Genomic DNA, 15795 nt, shown 5'->3' with positions numbered 1-15795 from the left:
GGACCCTTTTTCAAAAGGGTCCCTCCCCCACAAAATACTTCAACCCACTCAGCCCTAATCGTCGCCCACCTTGAGCGCGGCCAGAAATGCCTCCTGCGGCAGTTCCACGTTGCCCATGCGCTTCATGCGACGTTTGCCTTCTTTCTGCTTTTCCAGCAGTTTACGCTTACGAGTGATGTCGCCGCCGTAGCATTTGGCGGTAACGTCCTTGCGGAAGGCAGAGACGGTTTCGCGGGCGATGATTTTCTGTCCGATGGCAGCCTGAATGGCGACCTGGAAAAGCTGGCGCGGGATGCTGCGCTTGAGTTTGAGGGCAAGGCCGCGTCCGTAAGTGTAGGCGCGGTCGCGGTGCACGATGACGGCCAGAGCGTCCACTGTTTCGCCGTTGAGCATGATGTCAAGGCGCACGAGGTCGGAGGCCCGGTAGTCCAGGGGATGATAGTCCATCGAGGCATAGCCGCGTGTGGCGGATTTGAGCCTGTCAAAGAAATCGTACACGATTTCCGCAAAGGGCAGCTCATAGGTGACCACCACGCGGTTGGAAGCGAGGTAGTGCAGGTTTTTCTGGGTGCCGCGCTTTTCTTCGCAGAGCTTCATGACGTTGCCCACGTATTCGTTGGGCACATGGATGTCCATATTGACGTAGGGCTCGTACAGAGCGTGAATCTTGGTAGGATCGGGCAGGTGGCTGGGATTGTCGATTTCCAGCGTTTTGCCGTCCATTGTGTCGATCTTGTACACAACCGAAGGCGCGGTGGCGATAAGGCCGACCTCAAACTCCCGCTCCAGCCGTTCCTGAATGATTTCCATATGCAGCAGGCCAAGGAAGCCGCAACGAAAGCCGAATCCCAACGCCTGTGACGTTTCTGGCTCATAGGAAAAGGCCGCGTCATTAAGTTGCAGCTTTTCAAGGGCGGCCTTGAGGTTTTCGTAGTCCTCGGACTCTGTGGGGTAGAGGCCGCAGAAAACCATGGGCTTCACTTCTTTGAAGCCGGGCACGGGGCTGGCGGCAGGGCGGTCAGCATGGGTGATGGTGTCGCCCACGCGGGCGTCGCCCAGTTCCTTGATGGAACCGCAGAGAAAACCCACTTCGCCTGCCAGCAGTTCCTTAACGTCTGCGGCTTCGGGAGAAAATACGCCAAGGCGCAGCACTTCATATTCCTTGTCCGTGCTCATGAGGCGCACGGTCTCGCCTTTGCGTATGACGCCGTCCATAACGCGGAAGAGCACCACGACCCCCTGGTAACTGTCGTACCAGGAGTCAAAAATAAGCGCCTTGAGGGGGGCCGCCCTGTCGCCCTTGGGCGCGGGCAGGTGCTTCACTATGGCTTCAAGCACGGCGTCAACGCCCATGCCTGTCTTGGCGGAAACAGACAGCGCCTGGGAGCAGTCCAGGCCGATGCTTTCTTCAATATCGGCCTTGACGCGCTCAACCTCGGCGCTGGGCAGGTCTATCTTGTTGAGTACTGGCAGCACTTCATGGTTGTGGTCCAGGGCAAGGTATACGTTGGCCAGGGTCTGCGCCTCTACGCCCTGGGTTGCGTCAACCACCAGCAGCGCGCCTTCGCAGGCGGCCAGGGAGCGTGATACTTCATAGTTGAAGTCCACGTGGCCGGGCGTGTCGATGAGGTTGAGCTCATATTCCTGACCATCGGCGGCAATATAGGGCAGGCGCACTGTCTGGGCCTTGATGGTGATGCCGCGCTCGCGCTCGAGATCCATCCTGTCCAGATACTGCTGGCGCGCCTCGCGCTGGCTGACGACCTTGGTCAGTTCCAGAATGCGGTCGGCCAGCGTGGACTTGCCGTGGTCGATATGGGCGATGATGCAAAAATTGCGTATATTTTCCTGCTTGACCATGTTTTTTCCTGCGTAAAATCTGGTTGCGTAGCTGATCTGTATAGCCAAGAATTGACACGAAGTCCATGCAAAGGCCAGCGGTTTCGCCGGGCCACGGTAAAGGCAGGTGCCGAAGATTTCAACCGGTCTGCAACGTTAAGGGGTTTAGGCGTTGGAGCCTGTTTCCTTTGAAAAAAGGCATATGCTCTGGTGCTGTACAAGAGTGCAGCGCGCCCCGGATAGTGGCGTGGATTCGGTAGAACGTCGCATTTATGGCAGAGTTCAATTTGAAATGTGAAGTATTTTTAGGGGGGGGCTGATCCAGAAAATGCAAAAAGGCCGTACCGCGTAAAAACGCCGCACGGCCTGTCAGCTCTGAACAAAAATGGTCTAGCGTAACTGTGCCAATTGCAGGCGGACTACAGCCCTGTGCAATGCGGCCTCAGCGCGAACCGAATCAATCTGCTCGTCATGGCTGGCCATGCGCTTTTCAGCGCGTTCCTTGGCGGCCATGGCTCTTGCTGTGTCGATATCCTGCGCCAGTTCGGCAGACTCGGCCAGCACGGTGAGCACGTCGTTGTTCACATCAGCGAAACCGCCGGATATGAACACGTGTTCCTCCTTGCCGCCAGCCAGCTTGTAGCGCAGACCACCAATCTTGAGAGCGGAGAGCAGGGAGACGTGCTTGGGCAGCACGCCGAATTCGCCTTCAACACCGGGGCAGACGGCCATTTCAACTTCGCCGCTTACCACGGTTTTGTCCGGCGTCACCACTTCCAGTTGCAGTGTGCCCATAGGTACTCCTTCGCTCCTGATATGCCAGATGCGTTTGCCCAGTGACCGCGCCCTAGGGCACGGTCACTGGACTGTCAACGATCTAGTTTTCTTCCTGCAGCTTGCGCTGCTCGTACTTGGCCACGGCCTGTTCGATGCCGCCCAGCATGTAGAAGTCGCCTTCAGCCATGTGGTCGTACGCGCCGTCCAGGATGCCCTTGAAGCCCTTGATGGTGTCTTCAAGTTTCACATACTGGCCGGGGGTACCGGTGAAGGTTTCGGCTACGTGGAAGGGCTGGGACAGGAAGCGCTGGATGCGACGCGCGCGCGCCACAGTGAGCTTGTCTTCGTCCGACAGTTCGTCCATGCCGAGAATGGCGATGATGTCCTGCAGTTCTTTGTACTTCTGCAGCACCATCTGCACGCGCCGGGCCACCATGTAGTGATCGTCGCCCACCACGTCGGGGGCGAGGATGCGCGAGGTGGAGTCCAGCGGGTCCACGGCGGGGTAGATGCCAAGTTCCGCGATCTGGCGCGAAAGCACGAGCGTGCCGTCCAGATGCGAGAACGTGGTGGCCGGGGCCGGGTCGGTCAAGTCGTCAGCGGGCACGTAAACGGCCTGCACGGACGTGATGGAACCGGTGTTGGTAGAGGTGATGCGTTCCTGAAGCGAGCCAAGGTCCGTGCCAAGGGTGGGCTGATAACCCACGGCCGAAGGCATGCGGCCCAGAAGGGCGGACACTTCGGAACCGGCCTGGGTAAAGCGGAATATGTTGTCGATGAAGAGGAGCACGTCCTGATGTTCTTCATCGCGGAAGTATTCCGCGCAGGCCAGGGCCGTGAGGGCCACGCGGGCACGGGCTCCCGGAGGCTCGTTCATCTGGCCGTATACAAGGGTGGCGCGTTCCAGAACGCCCGCATCCTTGAGTTCGTGATACAAGTCGTTACCTTCACGGGTGCGTTCACCCACGCCCGCGAAGACCGAGGAGCCGCCGTGCTGCTTGGCGATGTTGTTGATCATCTCCATCAGAATAACGGTCTTGCCCACGCCGGCGCCGCCGAAGAGGCCCATCTTGCCGCCCTTGGGGAAGGGTACAAGCAGGTCCACAACCTTGATGCCGGTTTCGAGCAGTTCGACCTTGGTGTTCTGGTCGGTGAAGGCCGGAGCCGGACGGTGGATGGGATAGTACTTTTCAGCGTTAATGGGGCCCAGTTCATCAACGGGATGCCCGATAACGTTGAGGATGCGGCCCACAGAGGGCTTGCCCACGGGCACCATGATGGGCTGACCGGTGTCAACCGCTTCCATGCCGCGCACCAGACCTTCGGTGGCGTCCATAGCGATGGTGCGAACAACGTTGTCGCCCAGGTGCTGTGCAACTTCACAGACCAGGTAGGGGGCGTCGGTGTTGTTCGGATTTTTGATCTCCAGGGCGGTGAAGATATTCGGCAGGTTGCCGTCGGTGAACTCAACGTCCACAACAGCGCCGATAACCTGGACGATTTTACCGATGTTTTTGCTCATTAGTTGGCTCCTTAACCCTTCAGCGCTTCAGCGCCGCCGACGATGTCGATGAGTTCGCTGGTGATGGAAGCCTGCCGCGTCTTGTTATAGAGCAGGGTCAGCATGTTGATCATTTCGTTGCAGTTGCGCGTGGCGTTGTCCATGGCGGCCATGCGGGCCGCATGTTCGCTGGCAGAAGTGTCCAGCATGCCACGGTAAACCTGCACCTTAACGTAGCGGGGCAGAAGCTCCGCCAACAGCTTTTCTTCCTGCGGCTCGTAAACGTATTCGCAGCGCGGTTCTCCGGCTTCTTCGGCGATTTCCTCAGCCTCAGGCGTTTTCAGGGGCAACAGGCAGAGACTGCGCGGGGGCTGCTGCCCCATAGACACAAACTCGCCGTATATCAGCCACACTTCGTCGAGACCAAAGGTTTCGTAGCCGTGAATGACTTCCTGGGCCACGGAGCTTGCCAGGGCAAAGTCGATGCTGCCCATACGGTCTGCATAGGCTTTGACAATCTTGTAGCCGGCCGCCCTTACGGCGTCACGGCCCTTCTTGCCCATGCAGACAAAGCTCACTTCAAGGCCTTCCGCTTTCTTCTCTTTGGCGAGCCTCAACGCAGTGGCAATAATATTGCCGTTGAAGCTGCCGCAGAGGCCGCGGTCAGAGGTCACCAGCACAATGGCGCAATGCTTCTTTTCCTCATGCTCGGCCAGCAGGGGGTGGGCGTTGCCCTCCACCTTGCTCGACAGTTCGGCGAGCACGTCGCGGTATTTGGCCGCGTACGGCCTGAAGCGCTCGATGCGGGCCTGAGCGCCACGCAGCTTCGCCGAGGCCACCATATTCATGGCCTTGGTGATCTGCTTGGTCTTACCGACCCCCACGATCTTCATTTTTACGTCTTTGAGTGAAGGCATGCTTTTCTCCCGGATATTGGGGGCCCCTAGGCCGTCCAGCCCTGCTTGAAGGCGGCAATAGCCTCGGTAAGCGCTTTTTCCACAGCCTCGTCAATGACTTTCTTTTCTTTAATGGCGTCCAGCACGTCCTTCCTGGTGTCGCGCAGGAAGGTCAGCATGGCGGCTTCAAAACGGCGGACGTCTTCCACCGGCACGTCATCCATAAGTCCGCGCGTGGCGGCGTAGATGGAGGCGACCTGTTCATTGGAAGGCATGGGCTGGTACTGGGGCTGCTTGAGCAGCTCCACCAGACGCGCGCCGCGGTCAAGCTTGGCCTTGGTGCCCTTGTCCAGGTCGGAGCCGAACTGGGCGAAGGCCGCCAGTTCGCGATACTGGGCAAGGTCAAGACGCATGGTGCCCGCAACCTGCTTCATGGCCTTGATCTGGGCCGCGCCACCCACGCGGGACACGGAAAGACCCACGTTAATGGCCGGACGCACACCGGCGTTGAAGAGGTTGGGTTCCAGGTACACCTGACCGTCAGTGATGGAGATCACGTTGGTGGGGATGTACGCGGACACGTCGCCAGCTTGGGTTTCAATGATGGGCAGAGCCGTCATGGAGCCAGCACCGAGGCTGTCGTTCACCTTGGCCGCGCGTTCGAGAAGGCGCGAGTGCAGGTAGAACACGTCGCCGGGGAAGGCTTCACGTCCCGGAGGACGACGGAGCAGCAGGGACATCTGGCGATAGGCCACGGCCTGCTTGGAAAGGTCGTCGTAAATGATGAGGGCGTGCTTGCCGTTGTCGCGGTAGAACTCCGCCATGGTGCAGCCCGTGTAGGCCGCGATGTACTGCAGCGGCGCGGGATCGGACGCGGTGGCCGAAATGATGGTGGTGTACTCCAGCGCGCCGTGGCGACGCAGGGTATCGGCCACCAGAGCCACCGAGGACTTCTTCTGGCCGATGGCCACGTAGAAGCAGTGGATGTCCGTTTCTTTCTGCGCCAGGATGGCGTCGATACACACAGCGGTCTTACCGGTCTGGCGGTCGCCAATGATAAGTTCGCGCTGGCCGCGGCCAATGGGCGTCATGGCGTCGATGGCTTTCAGACCCGTAGGCATGGGCTCATGCACGCTTTTACGCGCGATGATGCCGGGAGCCTTGATTTCCACGGGGCGCACTGCTGCAGCCTCGATGGGGCCAAGGCCGTCGATGGGCTCACCCAGGGGGTTGAGCACACGGCCCATAACGCCGTCGCCGACAGGCACGGAGAAGATCTTGCCGGTACGCTTGACCGGGTCGCCTTCTTTGATGCCCACGTCCGAACCGAGCAGAGCGACACCTACGTTGTCCTCTTCGAGGTTGAGCACCATGCCCATGACGCCGCCGGGAAATTCCAGCAGTTCCATCGACATGGCGTTCTGCACGCCGTAGACGCGGGCGATGCCGTCACCAACATAAAGCACGGTGCCGGTTTCGCTCATTTCTACGCGCTGCTCGTAGTTCTGGATTTGATCCTCAATGATCTTGCTTATCTCTTCCGCTTTGATCTGCATGTGCTATTCACCCCTCTTGAATGTCTCCCGGAGGATACCCAATTGCGCGCGCAGACTTGCGTCCAGCACCCGGTCACCCATTTTGAGCACCATACCCCCTAGTATGTCCTTGTCGACAGCAAAGGTGAGCTCAATGTCGGCGCCGGTTTTTTGTTCCAGCGTTTCTTTGAGTTTGGCCTTTTTGTCGGCAGGAAGTTTGACTGCTGTGACGAGTTGGCCACGCACGATGCCCTTGGCCTCGTCAAGCAGTTTGCCATACCAGGCGGAAATTTCGCGCAGAAAGGCGAGCCTTTCCTTGTCTGCCAACAAAAAGCAGAAGCTGCGCATAGTCTGGTCGGCCTTGAGCTTGCCCAGCAGCTTGTCGAGAACTGCCTTTTTTTCCTCCACGCCGATCACGGGACTTTTGAGGGTCAGGTCAAGCCCCGGCGTGGCGACAAGCATTTCACCAAGAGCGGCAAGGCATTCGCCCCGCGCACTCAAGGCTTCGTCCCCATCCTTTTTGCCCAACGCAAAGATGGCGTTGGCGTACCTGCGTGCAACCACGGTGTCGATCAATGGAGCACCACCTTTTTAAGGGAGTTGGCGATAAGCTTGTCGTGGGCTTCGGCATTGAGCTTGCTGCTCAGAGCCTTTTCGGCGGCGTCCACGATTTCGTCCGCTATGACGGCGCGCACTTCAGCAAGCACGGCACGGCCTTCATTTTCAGCGGTCATGCGCGCCTGCTCCACAATTTGCGCCGCCTGACGGTGCGCCTCTTCCACAATGCCCGCTTTCAGGTTTTCGGCCTGTTTGCGGCTTTCGGCCAGAATGGCTTCACGCTCTTCGTTGAGGCGGGCAATGCGCGACTCAACAGCGGCCAACTGTTCCTTGGCCTTAGCGCGGCGTTCATCCAGGTCGTCCAGCGCTCCACTGATGGTCTCGCGGCGATTCTTGAAGAAGCGCTTGGCCAGTCCACCAACAAAGTACCAGAGGATGCCCGCAAAAATCACGAAGTTCAGCACGCGCCAGCCGAAGTCCCCCCAGCGCGGTCCCCCATGCCCTTCAGAGGCCAGCGCCTCAAAAGGAATGAAGACAAGCGCGGCAAAGGCAATAACGAGCGGCAGGATATAACCCGCGTGTTTCCATTTGCTCAAAGCCCACCCCCCTCTGTTCAGAGAATAATGCAATAGCGTAGACTGTGCCTAAAGAAGCCGGATCACCTGAAGGCGTCCGAAAAGGAACCGAAAAAGCGCAAAAACTAACCCTTGAGAAGCTTGGCAGCCAGCCGGGCGGAAAAATCGCTCACCTGGTTTCTCAGCTCATCAAGGGTCTTGGCCGCCTGGGCCCGCAAGGAATCGCGGGTTTCGGCAAGGATGTCGCGGGCGCTTTTTTGGGCTTCGCCCACCAGCGCCTGCTGTTCAACCATGCCTGCGGCGCGGCCTTCTTCACGGGTCAGACCGGCGTCCTGACGGGCGCGGGCCAGTTCGGCCTCATAGTTGGCAAGGCGTTCCGCAGCCTGATACTCGAAAGACTCGGCCTCTTCGGCCATGCCGTCCATGATGCCGTTGCGCTTTTTTATAATATCGCGGATGGGTCGGATAAGGAGGATGTTTAGCACATAAATGGCGACCAGAAAGTTCACCAGCTGAAAGATCATTGTAACGTTAAGATCCAGCATGCCGCATCCTCCCGATGATGTCGGATTGTAGGAATGAAAAAGACATTAAGCCCTTGCAACATATCTGCTTGGCCCTGTTCTGTCAAAGGGTATTGGTGACAAATTTCGCAAACTCTGAAATTTTTTTTGAAATATCATATTAAATCAAACTGTTATAAAATGGACGCCCCCAAGCCGTAGAGGGCTCTGACCGCAATGGGGCTGCTATTGCCAGCGGGCTGGCAACGGCGAAGCACGCCTTTTCGGCCATTGGAGGGCTGTGAAAGGGCTTTAAGCTCATGAAAGAAAACACTTGCGTAATATAAGGGAATGTCGCAAATTGATTGATTGTTCAGACAAGCATCCAGTCCGCAGAACTGTACCCCCGCTGTTCAAGCCAGCTTGCGGCCTCTTCAGCCGCGCCATGCGCGGTCAGGGCATTGAGGATGCGGCAGCGGCCAGGCTCCGGCAGGGCCTGTCGGCCAAGCACGGGAACGCCGCCCACCACGTTGCCGATCTTTTTGGCGTCAATATCAATATACGCAGCCGGGCGTACGCCAAGCCGCCACAAGGGGGCGAGCCTCCGGCGCGCCATACGGCCGCCGCCGATCACCCAGACCAGCGGGTGAAAAGGGTTGTGCCGTTCAAGGTGCCGGGCAAGCCACAGGGCGCGCAGCCGGTCGCAGGCCTCTGCCGCATAGCGCCCGTCAGTTCTGGTGGCTCGGCCTGGCGCGTCGTTCCATACCAGAAGCGTTTGCGGCAGCTTTTCCATAAGCGCGCCATTGTGCAGCCAGCGCAGCCACAGCTCCCAGTCTTCAGCAAAATCCCCGTCGGCATAGGGCCCCCATCGGTCAACGGCCTCGCGCCGGAACATGGTGGTAGGGTGGCAGACCGGCGTATCCCTGAAGCGGTTGCGGCTGATCTCTTCAGGAGATTGCAGGCTGTTCTGCCAGTCCACAAAATGCGCAAAGCCGTAGGCATTGGCGCGATCGCCGCCAAATGCAGCCAGACTGGCCGAAAGCGTGAGCTCGCTGTTGCCCCAAAGATGGGCGGTTTGCAGGGCCAGCCGTTGGGGGTGGGCCGTGTCGTCGGCATCCATGCGGGCGATGAAGACGCCGCGCGCCGCTGCCAGACCGGCGTTCAGGGCGGCGACGATGCCGCCGTGCGGCAGGTGCACGATGCGCAACCTGCCCTTGGCGGCTTTTTCGCTGGCGCAGGCTTCCAGCAGGGCGACGCTGTCATCAGTGGAACCGTCGTTCACTGCAATGATTTCAAAAGCGGGGAGGGGGCAACCGGCAGCCGGTTGCTGGACAAAAAGGCTGTCCAGCGCGGCTTGCAGCGTGCGTGCGGCATTGAACGCAGGCAGAACAACCGAAACAAGGGGGGGCGCGCCAGCGCAGGAAGCGCGGGGTTTATTCACTGTCAGGGTCGGCACCGTGCCGGGCAGGCTGACGCGCGAGGTCTGCCGCAGCGGCATCTTTGTTTTCCGTATCTGCGGCAGCGTCGTGGCAGGACACGGCCTCTCGGCACGGTTCAGCCCCGTGGGCCGCTACGGCCTCGGGGCACGGCGTGCCCTCTGCATCCAGTGCGGACAGACTGTTCAGAAAGTCCATGGCCAGTAAAGTTATGCGGCGTGGCGTCAGGCTGGCGTCCAGATGGTGATGCGCGGTCTCATGATAGAGAGGCAGTCGCTCTTGCAGCACCTGCCACACTTCGTCCCTGATATCCGCGCCAGTGAGGGAAGGACGCTGCGCCGCCAGAGGATTGCTGGCAAGCCGCGCTGCCAGTGCCTCTACAGGGGCCGACAGATAGAAGACATGCCCCTGTTCGCGCATGAAGGCGCGGTTTTGCTCGTCCAGCACCATGCCGCCGCCAGTGGCAATGACGGCCCCCTGGGGATGGATGGCCGCGACAGCCCGCAGGGCGTCGCTCTCGCGTTTGCGAAAGCCGGGCCAGCCCTCTGCTTCCACGATCTGGGCCACTGTGAGCCCAGCCTGTTCAAGAAGATAGTGGTCGGTGTCGACAAAGGGCAGCGCGAGGCGCTGCGCCAGCAGGCGGCCAATGGTCGTTTTGCCGCAGGCTCGTGGACCCACAAGGAATATGAGAGGCATGGGGCTTCCTGATGGCTGTGGCTGCCCGGTGGCGCGCACAGTTCAAAGTGGTTCATTGCCAGCGCGATGTTGCCCATCCAGCTTCCGGAGCAACCCGGCGAAGCCACGCCCGGCGCGTGGCTGGACGCTGCAAGGGGCGGCATCAGCGCTGTTGTGTCCTGAAAAAGTCCTGGCGTTGCGTGAACGGGCTCTGCATGGGCGCACTACCACCGTGAAGGCGCGGCTAACGTCTCCCCGCCGTGGAGCGCCACGCCAGCGTGCTGCCAGTGCGAGGTTAGGGCTCCGTCGGTGCGAGGTCTGCGCGCAGCCAGCGCGGGGCCAGCATCGAGAATGCGTGTTCTCAGGGCTGGTCCGCTCACGCGGGACGCTACGGCAGGTATCTGCCTTGCAGCCCGCCGGAATGGCACTACTCAGAAAATTTTCGGATCAGAGCGCCTCTGAAAAGCTTTGCACTTCATGCTGTCATTCCGCCGGAAAATGCGTTTGGCGGCAGAACCCACGCCATGTTGTGGCGCGTCAGGGTATCTAGCCTTTTTCAAAGGTACAATGCTCTAATAAACCACGCTGTATGACATGACTTCCGGCCTGTGGAAGAAAAACTCCACACGGCGGTTCATGGCGCGGCTCTGCTCGTCGATGCCGGGCTTGAGGGGGCGGGTGTCGCCATAGCTGACGGCGCGCATGCGCGTGGCCTTGACGCCGTGCTGCACCAGATAGTTGACCATGGCGGCGGCGCGCGCTCCGGACAGTTCCCAGGCAGACGTAAAGGGCGGGGCCGTTTCCGTCGAATCGGCATGGCCGCGCACCACAAGATACAGATTGTACTCGTCCATAAGGTCAAGCACGGCGGCCAGCACTTTTTCGCCATCAGGCAGCAGGTCGACGCTGCCGGGCTTGAACATGATGTCGGAGTTGACGCGCAACTGGACGCCCACGTCGTCGGCGCTGATGCCCGAAGAGTTCTGGGGTATGGCGTCTGCCATAAGCAGCTGCTTGATTTTTTGGGCTATGGCGTAATGGGATTTTTCTATTTCAGATATCTTGATGTCGCGCGCGTCGATTTTGTCCGTATTCTGAATGAAGGGATTGTTGGAGATGGGCGAAGTGGAACTGGAGTCAAAGTTACGGTCGCCGCTGAAATAGGCAGCCAGACCCGCCCGTGTATCGGGCGGCACCATGCTGAGAACCCAGAGCAGGAGAAAAAAGGCCATCATGGCCGTTACAAAGTCGGCATACGCGACTTTCCATGCGCCGCCGCCCATAGAGAAAACTCCTTACCGTGTGTGTCTCGCGCAAGAGCCTCACGCGAGGGGCTGTCATGCCTGTTCCCCAGGGTCGCCCCGTGAAAAAATCGGGGTAAGTCCGGGGGGTGGGCAGAAGCTCGTTGCCTTTTGCTCGTCCCGGCCATGGGGTCATTATGGCAGGCAGGGGCCGCCGACGCAAGGTCAAAGCGCCGGGCGGGATTTGCGGCCTGATTTGTCTCGAGCAGAGTGCCTTTGAAATGCCTCGCATTTCAATTTGTCATTCTGCCGGGCTTTATCCGCAGCATCCTTTATCGCAACGGCTAAAGCCCGGCAGATTCCATACTATGTTGCGGCGCGCTGCGCTCTCGTGCTGCGCTGGGCCGTTAAACCTTTTGCAAAGATAACTTTTTAGCCGCTCTTCAGTCTGTCTTCCATTTCAGCAAAGGTGGGCCGGAAGGGGTAGGGGATGGCCCTGCGCCCGTATTCAACGGCGATAAGCGGCGTGGACCCGCGAATGGCTGCCGCCACGGCTTCCTTGATGGAATGATAGTAAAAATGCTCTTCCGCCACATAGTTTTCAAGCTTGGAGCCCATGGGGCCAAACAGGCCGTAGCAGCAGAGAATACCAAAAAAAGTGCCGACGAGGGCCGCGCCGATGTAGTGGCCGAGAACTTCCGGCGGCTCGTTGATCTTGCCCATGGCGAGCACAACGCCGAGCACGCAGGCCACAATACCCATGCCGGGCAGCGATTCGGCCATGTGAGAAACGGCGTGGGCGGGCAGGGTGCCTTCTTCGCGCATGGTGGCGATATCCACGTCCATGAGGCTGTCGATGTCGGCCGGGTCGCCCGTGGTCAGGTAGACGCGCAGGGTGTCGCCGATAAAGTTGACGATCTTTGTGTCCTTGGACACGTTGGGATATTTGCTGAAAATGGGGCTGGATTCGGGTTTTTCCACATCACTTTCAATGCTGATGACGCCTTCGCGGTGCATCTTGGAAAAGAGCGCGTAAAGCAGAGCCAGCGTTTCAAGATAGCGCCCTTTGCTGGACCCGGGGTCGGCAAAAAGGTGCTTCATGCTCTTGAGGATGAGCCCGAACGTATACTTGGTCTGCGAGCCGAAAAAGGCGCCCAGGCCGCAGCCGAGAATGATGATGAATTCTGCGGGCTGAAAGAGGATGCCCCATTCACCGTGGGCCAGGGTGTATCCCGTGAACACCGAAGCCGCAACGATGCCAAGACCTATTAATAAATACATAGTGCCGCCTGTAGGCTCAATTCGTCCTGTGTCGTTCCATCACCTGCCGTGCCGGGGAATGGCGCTTCCCCGGAAAAGTGTTGCGGAGCCGGCTTGTGCCCGTTGCCCGCACTTGGTCGGGCACTGGCCGCCGATGCTGCCGCCAGACCCGCAGAGGCAAACATGCCAGCAGGATGCCGCGCAGTCAAAGCCCTTTTCCGGCCATTTCAGAGTGCTGTACGCGACTCTGAGGGAGGCTCAACCCAGGGTTTTCTACATTCTTAACGCCTGTCCGTATAAAACCTTTAGCCTGTCGCGCGGAAAAGGCAAGCCCCGGTATGGGAAAATGTCCGGGCAAAAACCAGAAAATATATAAGATTATGGCGTAATCAGACAGTATTTTCTCTTTGCCTGGATGAATTTTATCCGTGCGCGTGCCCTTTGGCGTCTATTTGCCAAACAGGCCTCGTACAAGCCCTTCTGCGCCGCGTATGCCGTCCTGCAGTAGGTCAGGAAGTTTTTTGCCCTTGCCCTGCGCAAAACGCGGATCAAGGCTGTAGGCGATGTTGCTGAACGGCCCCCTGGCAATGACCGGCACGCTCATGCCCAGAGTTTCCACAGTACCGGACGCCTCCAGATACTGTCGCGGCAGGCTGACTTTGGCCTGGCCTCGGGCGCTGAGTCCCGTGGCGCTCACCGTGACTGGGCTGGCGTGTATGTTGCCGTTTTTGACGGCAAAGGGCGCGCGCGCAAGGTCAAAAGTGTCCGGCACTGGTTTGCCCACAATGCCTGGCACGTTGGCGGGCAGAGTTGGCAGGGATTTCAGGCGCATCTGCCGCACTTCAAGCAGTCCCGCGCCGGAAAGGCTGTTTTGCAGGGCAGCGGCGCTTTTGCCGCGCATGCTCAGGTCAGCGTCCAGACGGGCTGTGCCCTCCACGGGACGCCCCTTTCCAAGGCTTTCCAGCAGCGCGCCCAGATTCACGTCCGACGCCGTGCCGTTAACGGTATAGGCTGAGGCTGGCACATTGGCCGTGCCATCGGCCTTGATGACGCCGCCGCTGCCGAGAGTGCAGCTGAACGCCGAAATCTTGTAGCTGCCGCGCAGACCCTGAGCCGCGAACTGCACGTCGCTGGCGTGCACCTTGCCCATGCGGATGCCTGCCAGGGCGGCCCGGATGTTGATGTCGGGCAGGGGGGAGGCGTCGGTTTCCCCGGACTTTTCGTCTTTTGGCCCGTCAGCTGGCTGCCCCTGCGGCTTGTTGCTTTCGGGCAGGGGCAGGTAGGCATCCAGATTGACGGAGCTGACCTGCATGTCAGTGGTGATGGACAGGGGCGCTCCTGGCTCCATGCCCAGACGGAACTGTCCGTTCAGGGTCACATCGTCCACAAGCGCGTCAATGTCTGAAAGATTGAGGCTGTTGTCGCCATAGGCCAGCCTGCTCTTGATTTTGAGCGCGTCCGTGGCGTCGCGGGGGGCGGGTTTGAGCGGCTGCCCCGCCAGGGCGGCCAGCTTGCGCAAGGACCCGTCCAGTTCAAGGTTGCCCGTGAAGGAGGGCGGGTTGAACGAGGCTTCGCCCTGAAGGCCCAGGCGCGCCTGGGGCGCGGTTATCCAGCATTTGGCCACATGCATGCGCCAGGCGTTGATGTCCAGGCTGCCTTCGATATTCAGCTGCAGGGGCCCGGCTTCTTTGGGCAGGGCCCCGGTCAGGGGGCTGAGGGTCAGCGAGGTCTGGCGCAGGGCGATGTTGGGCGGCGCATAACGCAGCTTGGCCGACAGGGCCAGGTTGCCCGACAGCGGAACGGCCCCGGGTTTGGCGTCCTTTGCCGTATCCTTTGCCGAATCCGCCGCAGTTTTTGCCGTAGCGTCAGCCGCAGTGCCCGCTACAGTGCCCGCTACAATATCTGGGCGGCCGGTGGTAAAGGTGAAGTCGCACTGGGCCACAGCCTCCTGCCCTGGCCGCAGATTTTCCACAGAAAGATTCAGATCGCCGAGGGTCAGCGTCTGCCCTTGCGCGTCCGTATAGCGCACGGTGCCCTGTCGGGCGACAAGGCGCTTCAGCTCAATGGCCGGAGCCGCCCTTTCAAGCGTCTTGGCCTGTTCCACAGCCGGAGCCTTGACGCCTGCCGTGGGAGTGGGCGACGCCGCAGGACTGCCGGAAACACGGAAATCTGCCGCGCCAGGCTGCGAGTCAGGGCCTGCGCCGGGAGCCGCGCCAGCGGACGAGGCAGGTTTTTTGTCTGGGGCCGGGGCCTGAGTGACGGCAGGGGCCGTGCCGCCAGCGCCGCCAGTGCCGCCAGCGCCGGAAGGGGCGGAGGAAGCAGGCGCGGCGGGGTACTGCCGCACTTCAACCACAGGATTGTCCAGGCGCACCTCGCGCACGACCATAGAGCCGGAAAGCAGCGGTATCAGCTCAAGTTCCGCCATGCCGCCCTTGACCGAAAAAACGAGGCCGTCGCCAAGTTCCGGCTGGCCCCAGCGGGCTTGCCCAAAGCGCACGCCGGGAGGAAAAAAGGAAATCTTCGGCGCTGTTTCAAAGACCAGCGGTTTGCCCGTGGACCTGGCCGTGGCGTCAGCGATCTGGCGGACAACAAAGGCGGTGTCTATCTGGCTGAGAACAATGGCCAGCGCCGCCGCGACAACCAGCAGCACGCCAGTGGTCCAAAGCAGAAAACGTTTCATCATGTCTCCAAAAACTCTCGTGGCACGCGTGCCGGAATACCCCTGACCGGCAAAGACTGCCGTGCGCTGACAGCGCCAGGATCATTGCCGGGCGCGGCCCGGTTCTCTCCCCACCTTCTTCTTTATACGAAAAGGGCAAATACTGTGCAAGTTGGCCGCCAATCGTTGCCTTGCGCCATTTTCGCGGGGTCGCTTGCCCATGGGGGTACTTGCGCGTATGAAAAATTCATGTCGTCAGCACCTTCTCCACCTACGTCTGCTCCCCCTGTTCAGGCTGAAGCCTCCGGCGGTTCATGGCCGCCGTCCGTCCGTTCGCTTG

At 60.0% G+C, this 15795-nt stretch carries 13 protein-coding genes; all 13 read right to left on the bottom strand.

Translation table 11 applies throughout. The features are described from left to right. Positions 1 to 54: 54 nt before the first annotated feature. Complete coding sequence (gene lepA / locus BCS36_RS14110; RefSeq protein WP_291303478.1) at positions 55 to 1860, bottom strand: translation elongation factor 4; 1806 nt, start codon at positions 1858 to 1860, stop codon at positions 55 to 57. 369 nt (positions 1861 to 2229) lie between these two features. Then, the gene (locus BCS36_RS14105; RefSeq protein WP_291303477.1) at positions 2230 to 2634 is read right to left on the bottom strand and encodes a F0F1 ATP synthase subunit epsilon; all 405 of its coding nucleotides are present in this window, start codon (positions 2632 to 2634) and stop codon (positions 2230 to 2232) included. An 82-nt stretch (positions 2635 to 2716) separates the two neighbouring features. Beyond that, entirely contained in the window at positions 2717 to 4138 is a 1422-nt protein-coding gene (gene atpD / locus BCS36_RS14100) for a F0F1 ATP synthase subunit beta (protein ID WP_291303476.1), read from the bottom strand. Between the two features lie 11 nt (positions 4139 to 4149). Further along, on the bottom strand, positions 4150 to 5034 hold the full coding sequence (locus BCS36_RS14095) for a F0F1 ATP synthase subunit gamma (RefSeq protein ID WP_291303475.1): 885 nt from the start codon (positions 5032 to 5034) through the stop codon (positions 4150 to 4152). Between the two features lie 26 nt (positions 5035 to 5060). Further along, entirely contained in the window at positions 5061 to 6569 is a 1509-nt protein-coding gene (gene atpA, locus BCS36_RS14090) for a F0F1 ATP synthase subunit alpha (RefSeq protein WP_179980135.1), read from the bottom strand. A 3-nt stretch (positions 6570 to 6572) separates the two neighbouring features. After that, the gene (gene atpH / locus BCS36_RS14085; protein WP_291303474.1) at positions 6573 to 7124 is read right to left on the bottom strand and encodes an ATP synthase F1 subunit delta; all 552 of its coding nucleotides are present in this window, start codon (positions 7122 to 7124) and stop codon (positions 6573 to 6575) included. Further along, positions 7121 to 7702: an ATP synthase F0 subunit B gene (locus BCS36_RS14080; RefSeq protein WP_291303473.1), complete on the bottom strand. Its 582-nt coding sequence runs from the start codon at positions 7700 to 7702 to the stop codon at positions 7121 to 7123. Before BCS36_RS14080 ends, atpH begins: the two co-directional genes overlap by 4 nt. A gap of 104 nt (positions 7703 to 7806) precedes the next feature. After that, complete coding sequence (locus tag BCS36_RS14075) at positions 7807 to 8226, bottom strand: ATP synthase F0 subunit B (protein ID WP_291303472.1); 420 nt, start codon at positions 8224 to 8226, stop codon at positions 7807 to 7809. Positions 8227 to 8557: 331 nt separating this feature from the next. Next, a complete protein-coding gene (locus BCS36_RS14070) occupies positions 8558 to 9682 on the bottom strand; it encodes a glycosyltransferase (RefSeq protein ID WP_291303471.1) in 1125 nt (374 codons plus the stop codon). After that, complete coding sequence (aroL, locus tag BCS36_RS14065) at positions 9618 to 10316, bottom strand: shikimate kinase AroL (protein ID WP_291303470.1); 699 nt, start codon at positions 10314 to 10316, stop codon at positions 9618 to 9620. The genes BCS36_RS14070 and aroL overlap by 65 nt, the downstream gene beginning before the upstream one ends. A 551-nt stretch (positions 10317 to 10867) precedes the next feature. Continuing rightward, positions 10868 to 11578, bottom strand: a complete 711-nt coding sequence (locus BCS36_RS14060) for a flagellar motor protein MotB (RefSeq protein ID WP_291303469.1) — start codon at positions 11576 to 11578, stop codon at positions 10868 to 10870. A 390-nt stretch (positions 11579 to 11968) separates the two neighbouring features. Beyond that, on the bottom strand, positions 11969 to 12817 hold the full coding sequence (gene motA / locus BCS36_RS14055) for a flagellar motor stator protein MotA (protein WP_291303468.1): 849 nt from the start codon (positions 12815 to 12817) through the stop codon (positions 11969 to 11971). A gap of 427 nt (positions 12818 to 13244) precedes the next feature. Continuing rightward, positions 13245 to 15476 (bottom strand): AsmA-like C-terminal region-containing protein, encoded by a 2232-nt coding sequence (locus BCS36_RS14050; protein WP_291303467.1) that lies wholly within the window; start codon positions 15474 to 15476, stop codon positions 13245 to 13247. Positions 15477 to 15795: the final 319 nt, after the last annotated feature.

The sequence above is a fragment of the Desulfovibrio sp. MES5 genome, from assembly GCF_002237645.1.
GTDB lineage: Bacteria > Desulfobacterota > Desulfovibrionia > Desulfovibrionales > Desulfovibrionaceae > Desulfovibrio.
Note: the sequence above shows the minus strand (reverse complement) of the source record. Positions and strands in the feature narration are given on the sequence as shown.

Excerpts from the sequence above, each read along its gene's own strand:
- BCS36_RS14095 (WP_291303475.1), bottom strand. The coding sequence starts at position 5,034 with ATGCCTTCACTCAAAGACGTAAAAATGAAGATCGTGGGGGTCGGTAAG.
- BCS36_RS14050 (WP_291303467.1), bottom strand. The coding sequence starts at position 15,476 with ATGAAACGTTTTCTGCTTTGGACCACTGGCGTGCTGCTGGTTGTCGCG.
- atpA (WP_179980135.1), bottom strand. The coding sequence starts at position 6,569 with ATGCAGATCAAAGCGGAAGAGATAAGCAAGATCATTGAGGATCAAATC.
- aroL (WP_291303470.1), bottom strand. The coding sequence starts at position 10,316 with ATGCCTCTCATATTCCTTGTGGGTCCACGAGCCTGCGGCAAAACGACC.
- lepA (WP_291303478.1), bottom strand. The coding sequence starts at position 1,860 with ATGGTCAAGCAGGAAAATATACGCAATTTTTGCATCATCGCCCATATC.
- BCS36_RS14075 (WP_291303472.1), bottom strand. The coding sequence starts at position 8,226 with ATGCTGGATCTTAACGTTACAATGATCTTTCAGCTGGTGAACTTTCTG.
- BCS36_RS14060 (WP_291303469.1), bottom strand. The coding sequence starts at position 11,578 with ATGGGCGGCGGCGCATGGAAAGTCGCGTATGCCGACTTTGTAACGGCC.
- motA (WP_291303468.1), bottom strand. The coding sequence starts at position 12,817 with ATGTATTTATTAATAGGTCTTGGCATCGTTGCGGCTTCGGTGTTCACG.
- BCS36_RS14105 (WP_291303477.1), bottom strand. The coding sequence starts at position 2,634 with ATGGGCACACTGCAACTGGAAGTGGTGACGCCGGACAAAACCGTGGTA.
- BCS36_RS14070 (WP_291303471.1), bottom strand. The coding sequence starts at position 9,682 with ATGCCGCTGCGGCAGACCTCGCGCGTCAGCCTGCCCGGCACGGTGCCG.
- atpD (WP_291303476.1), bottom strand. The coding sequence starts at position 4,138 with ATGAGCAAAAACATCGGTAAAATCGTCCAGGTTATCGGCGCTGTTGTG.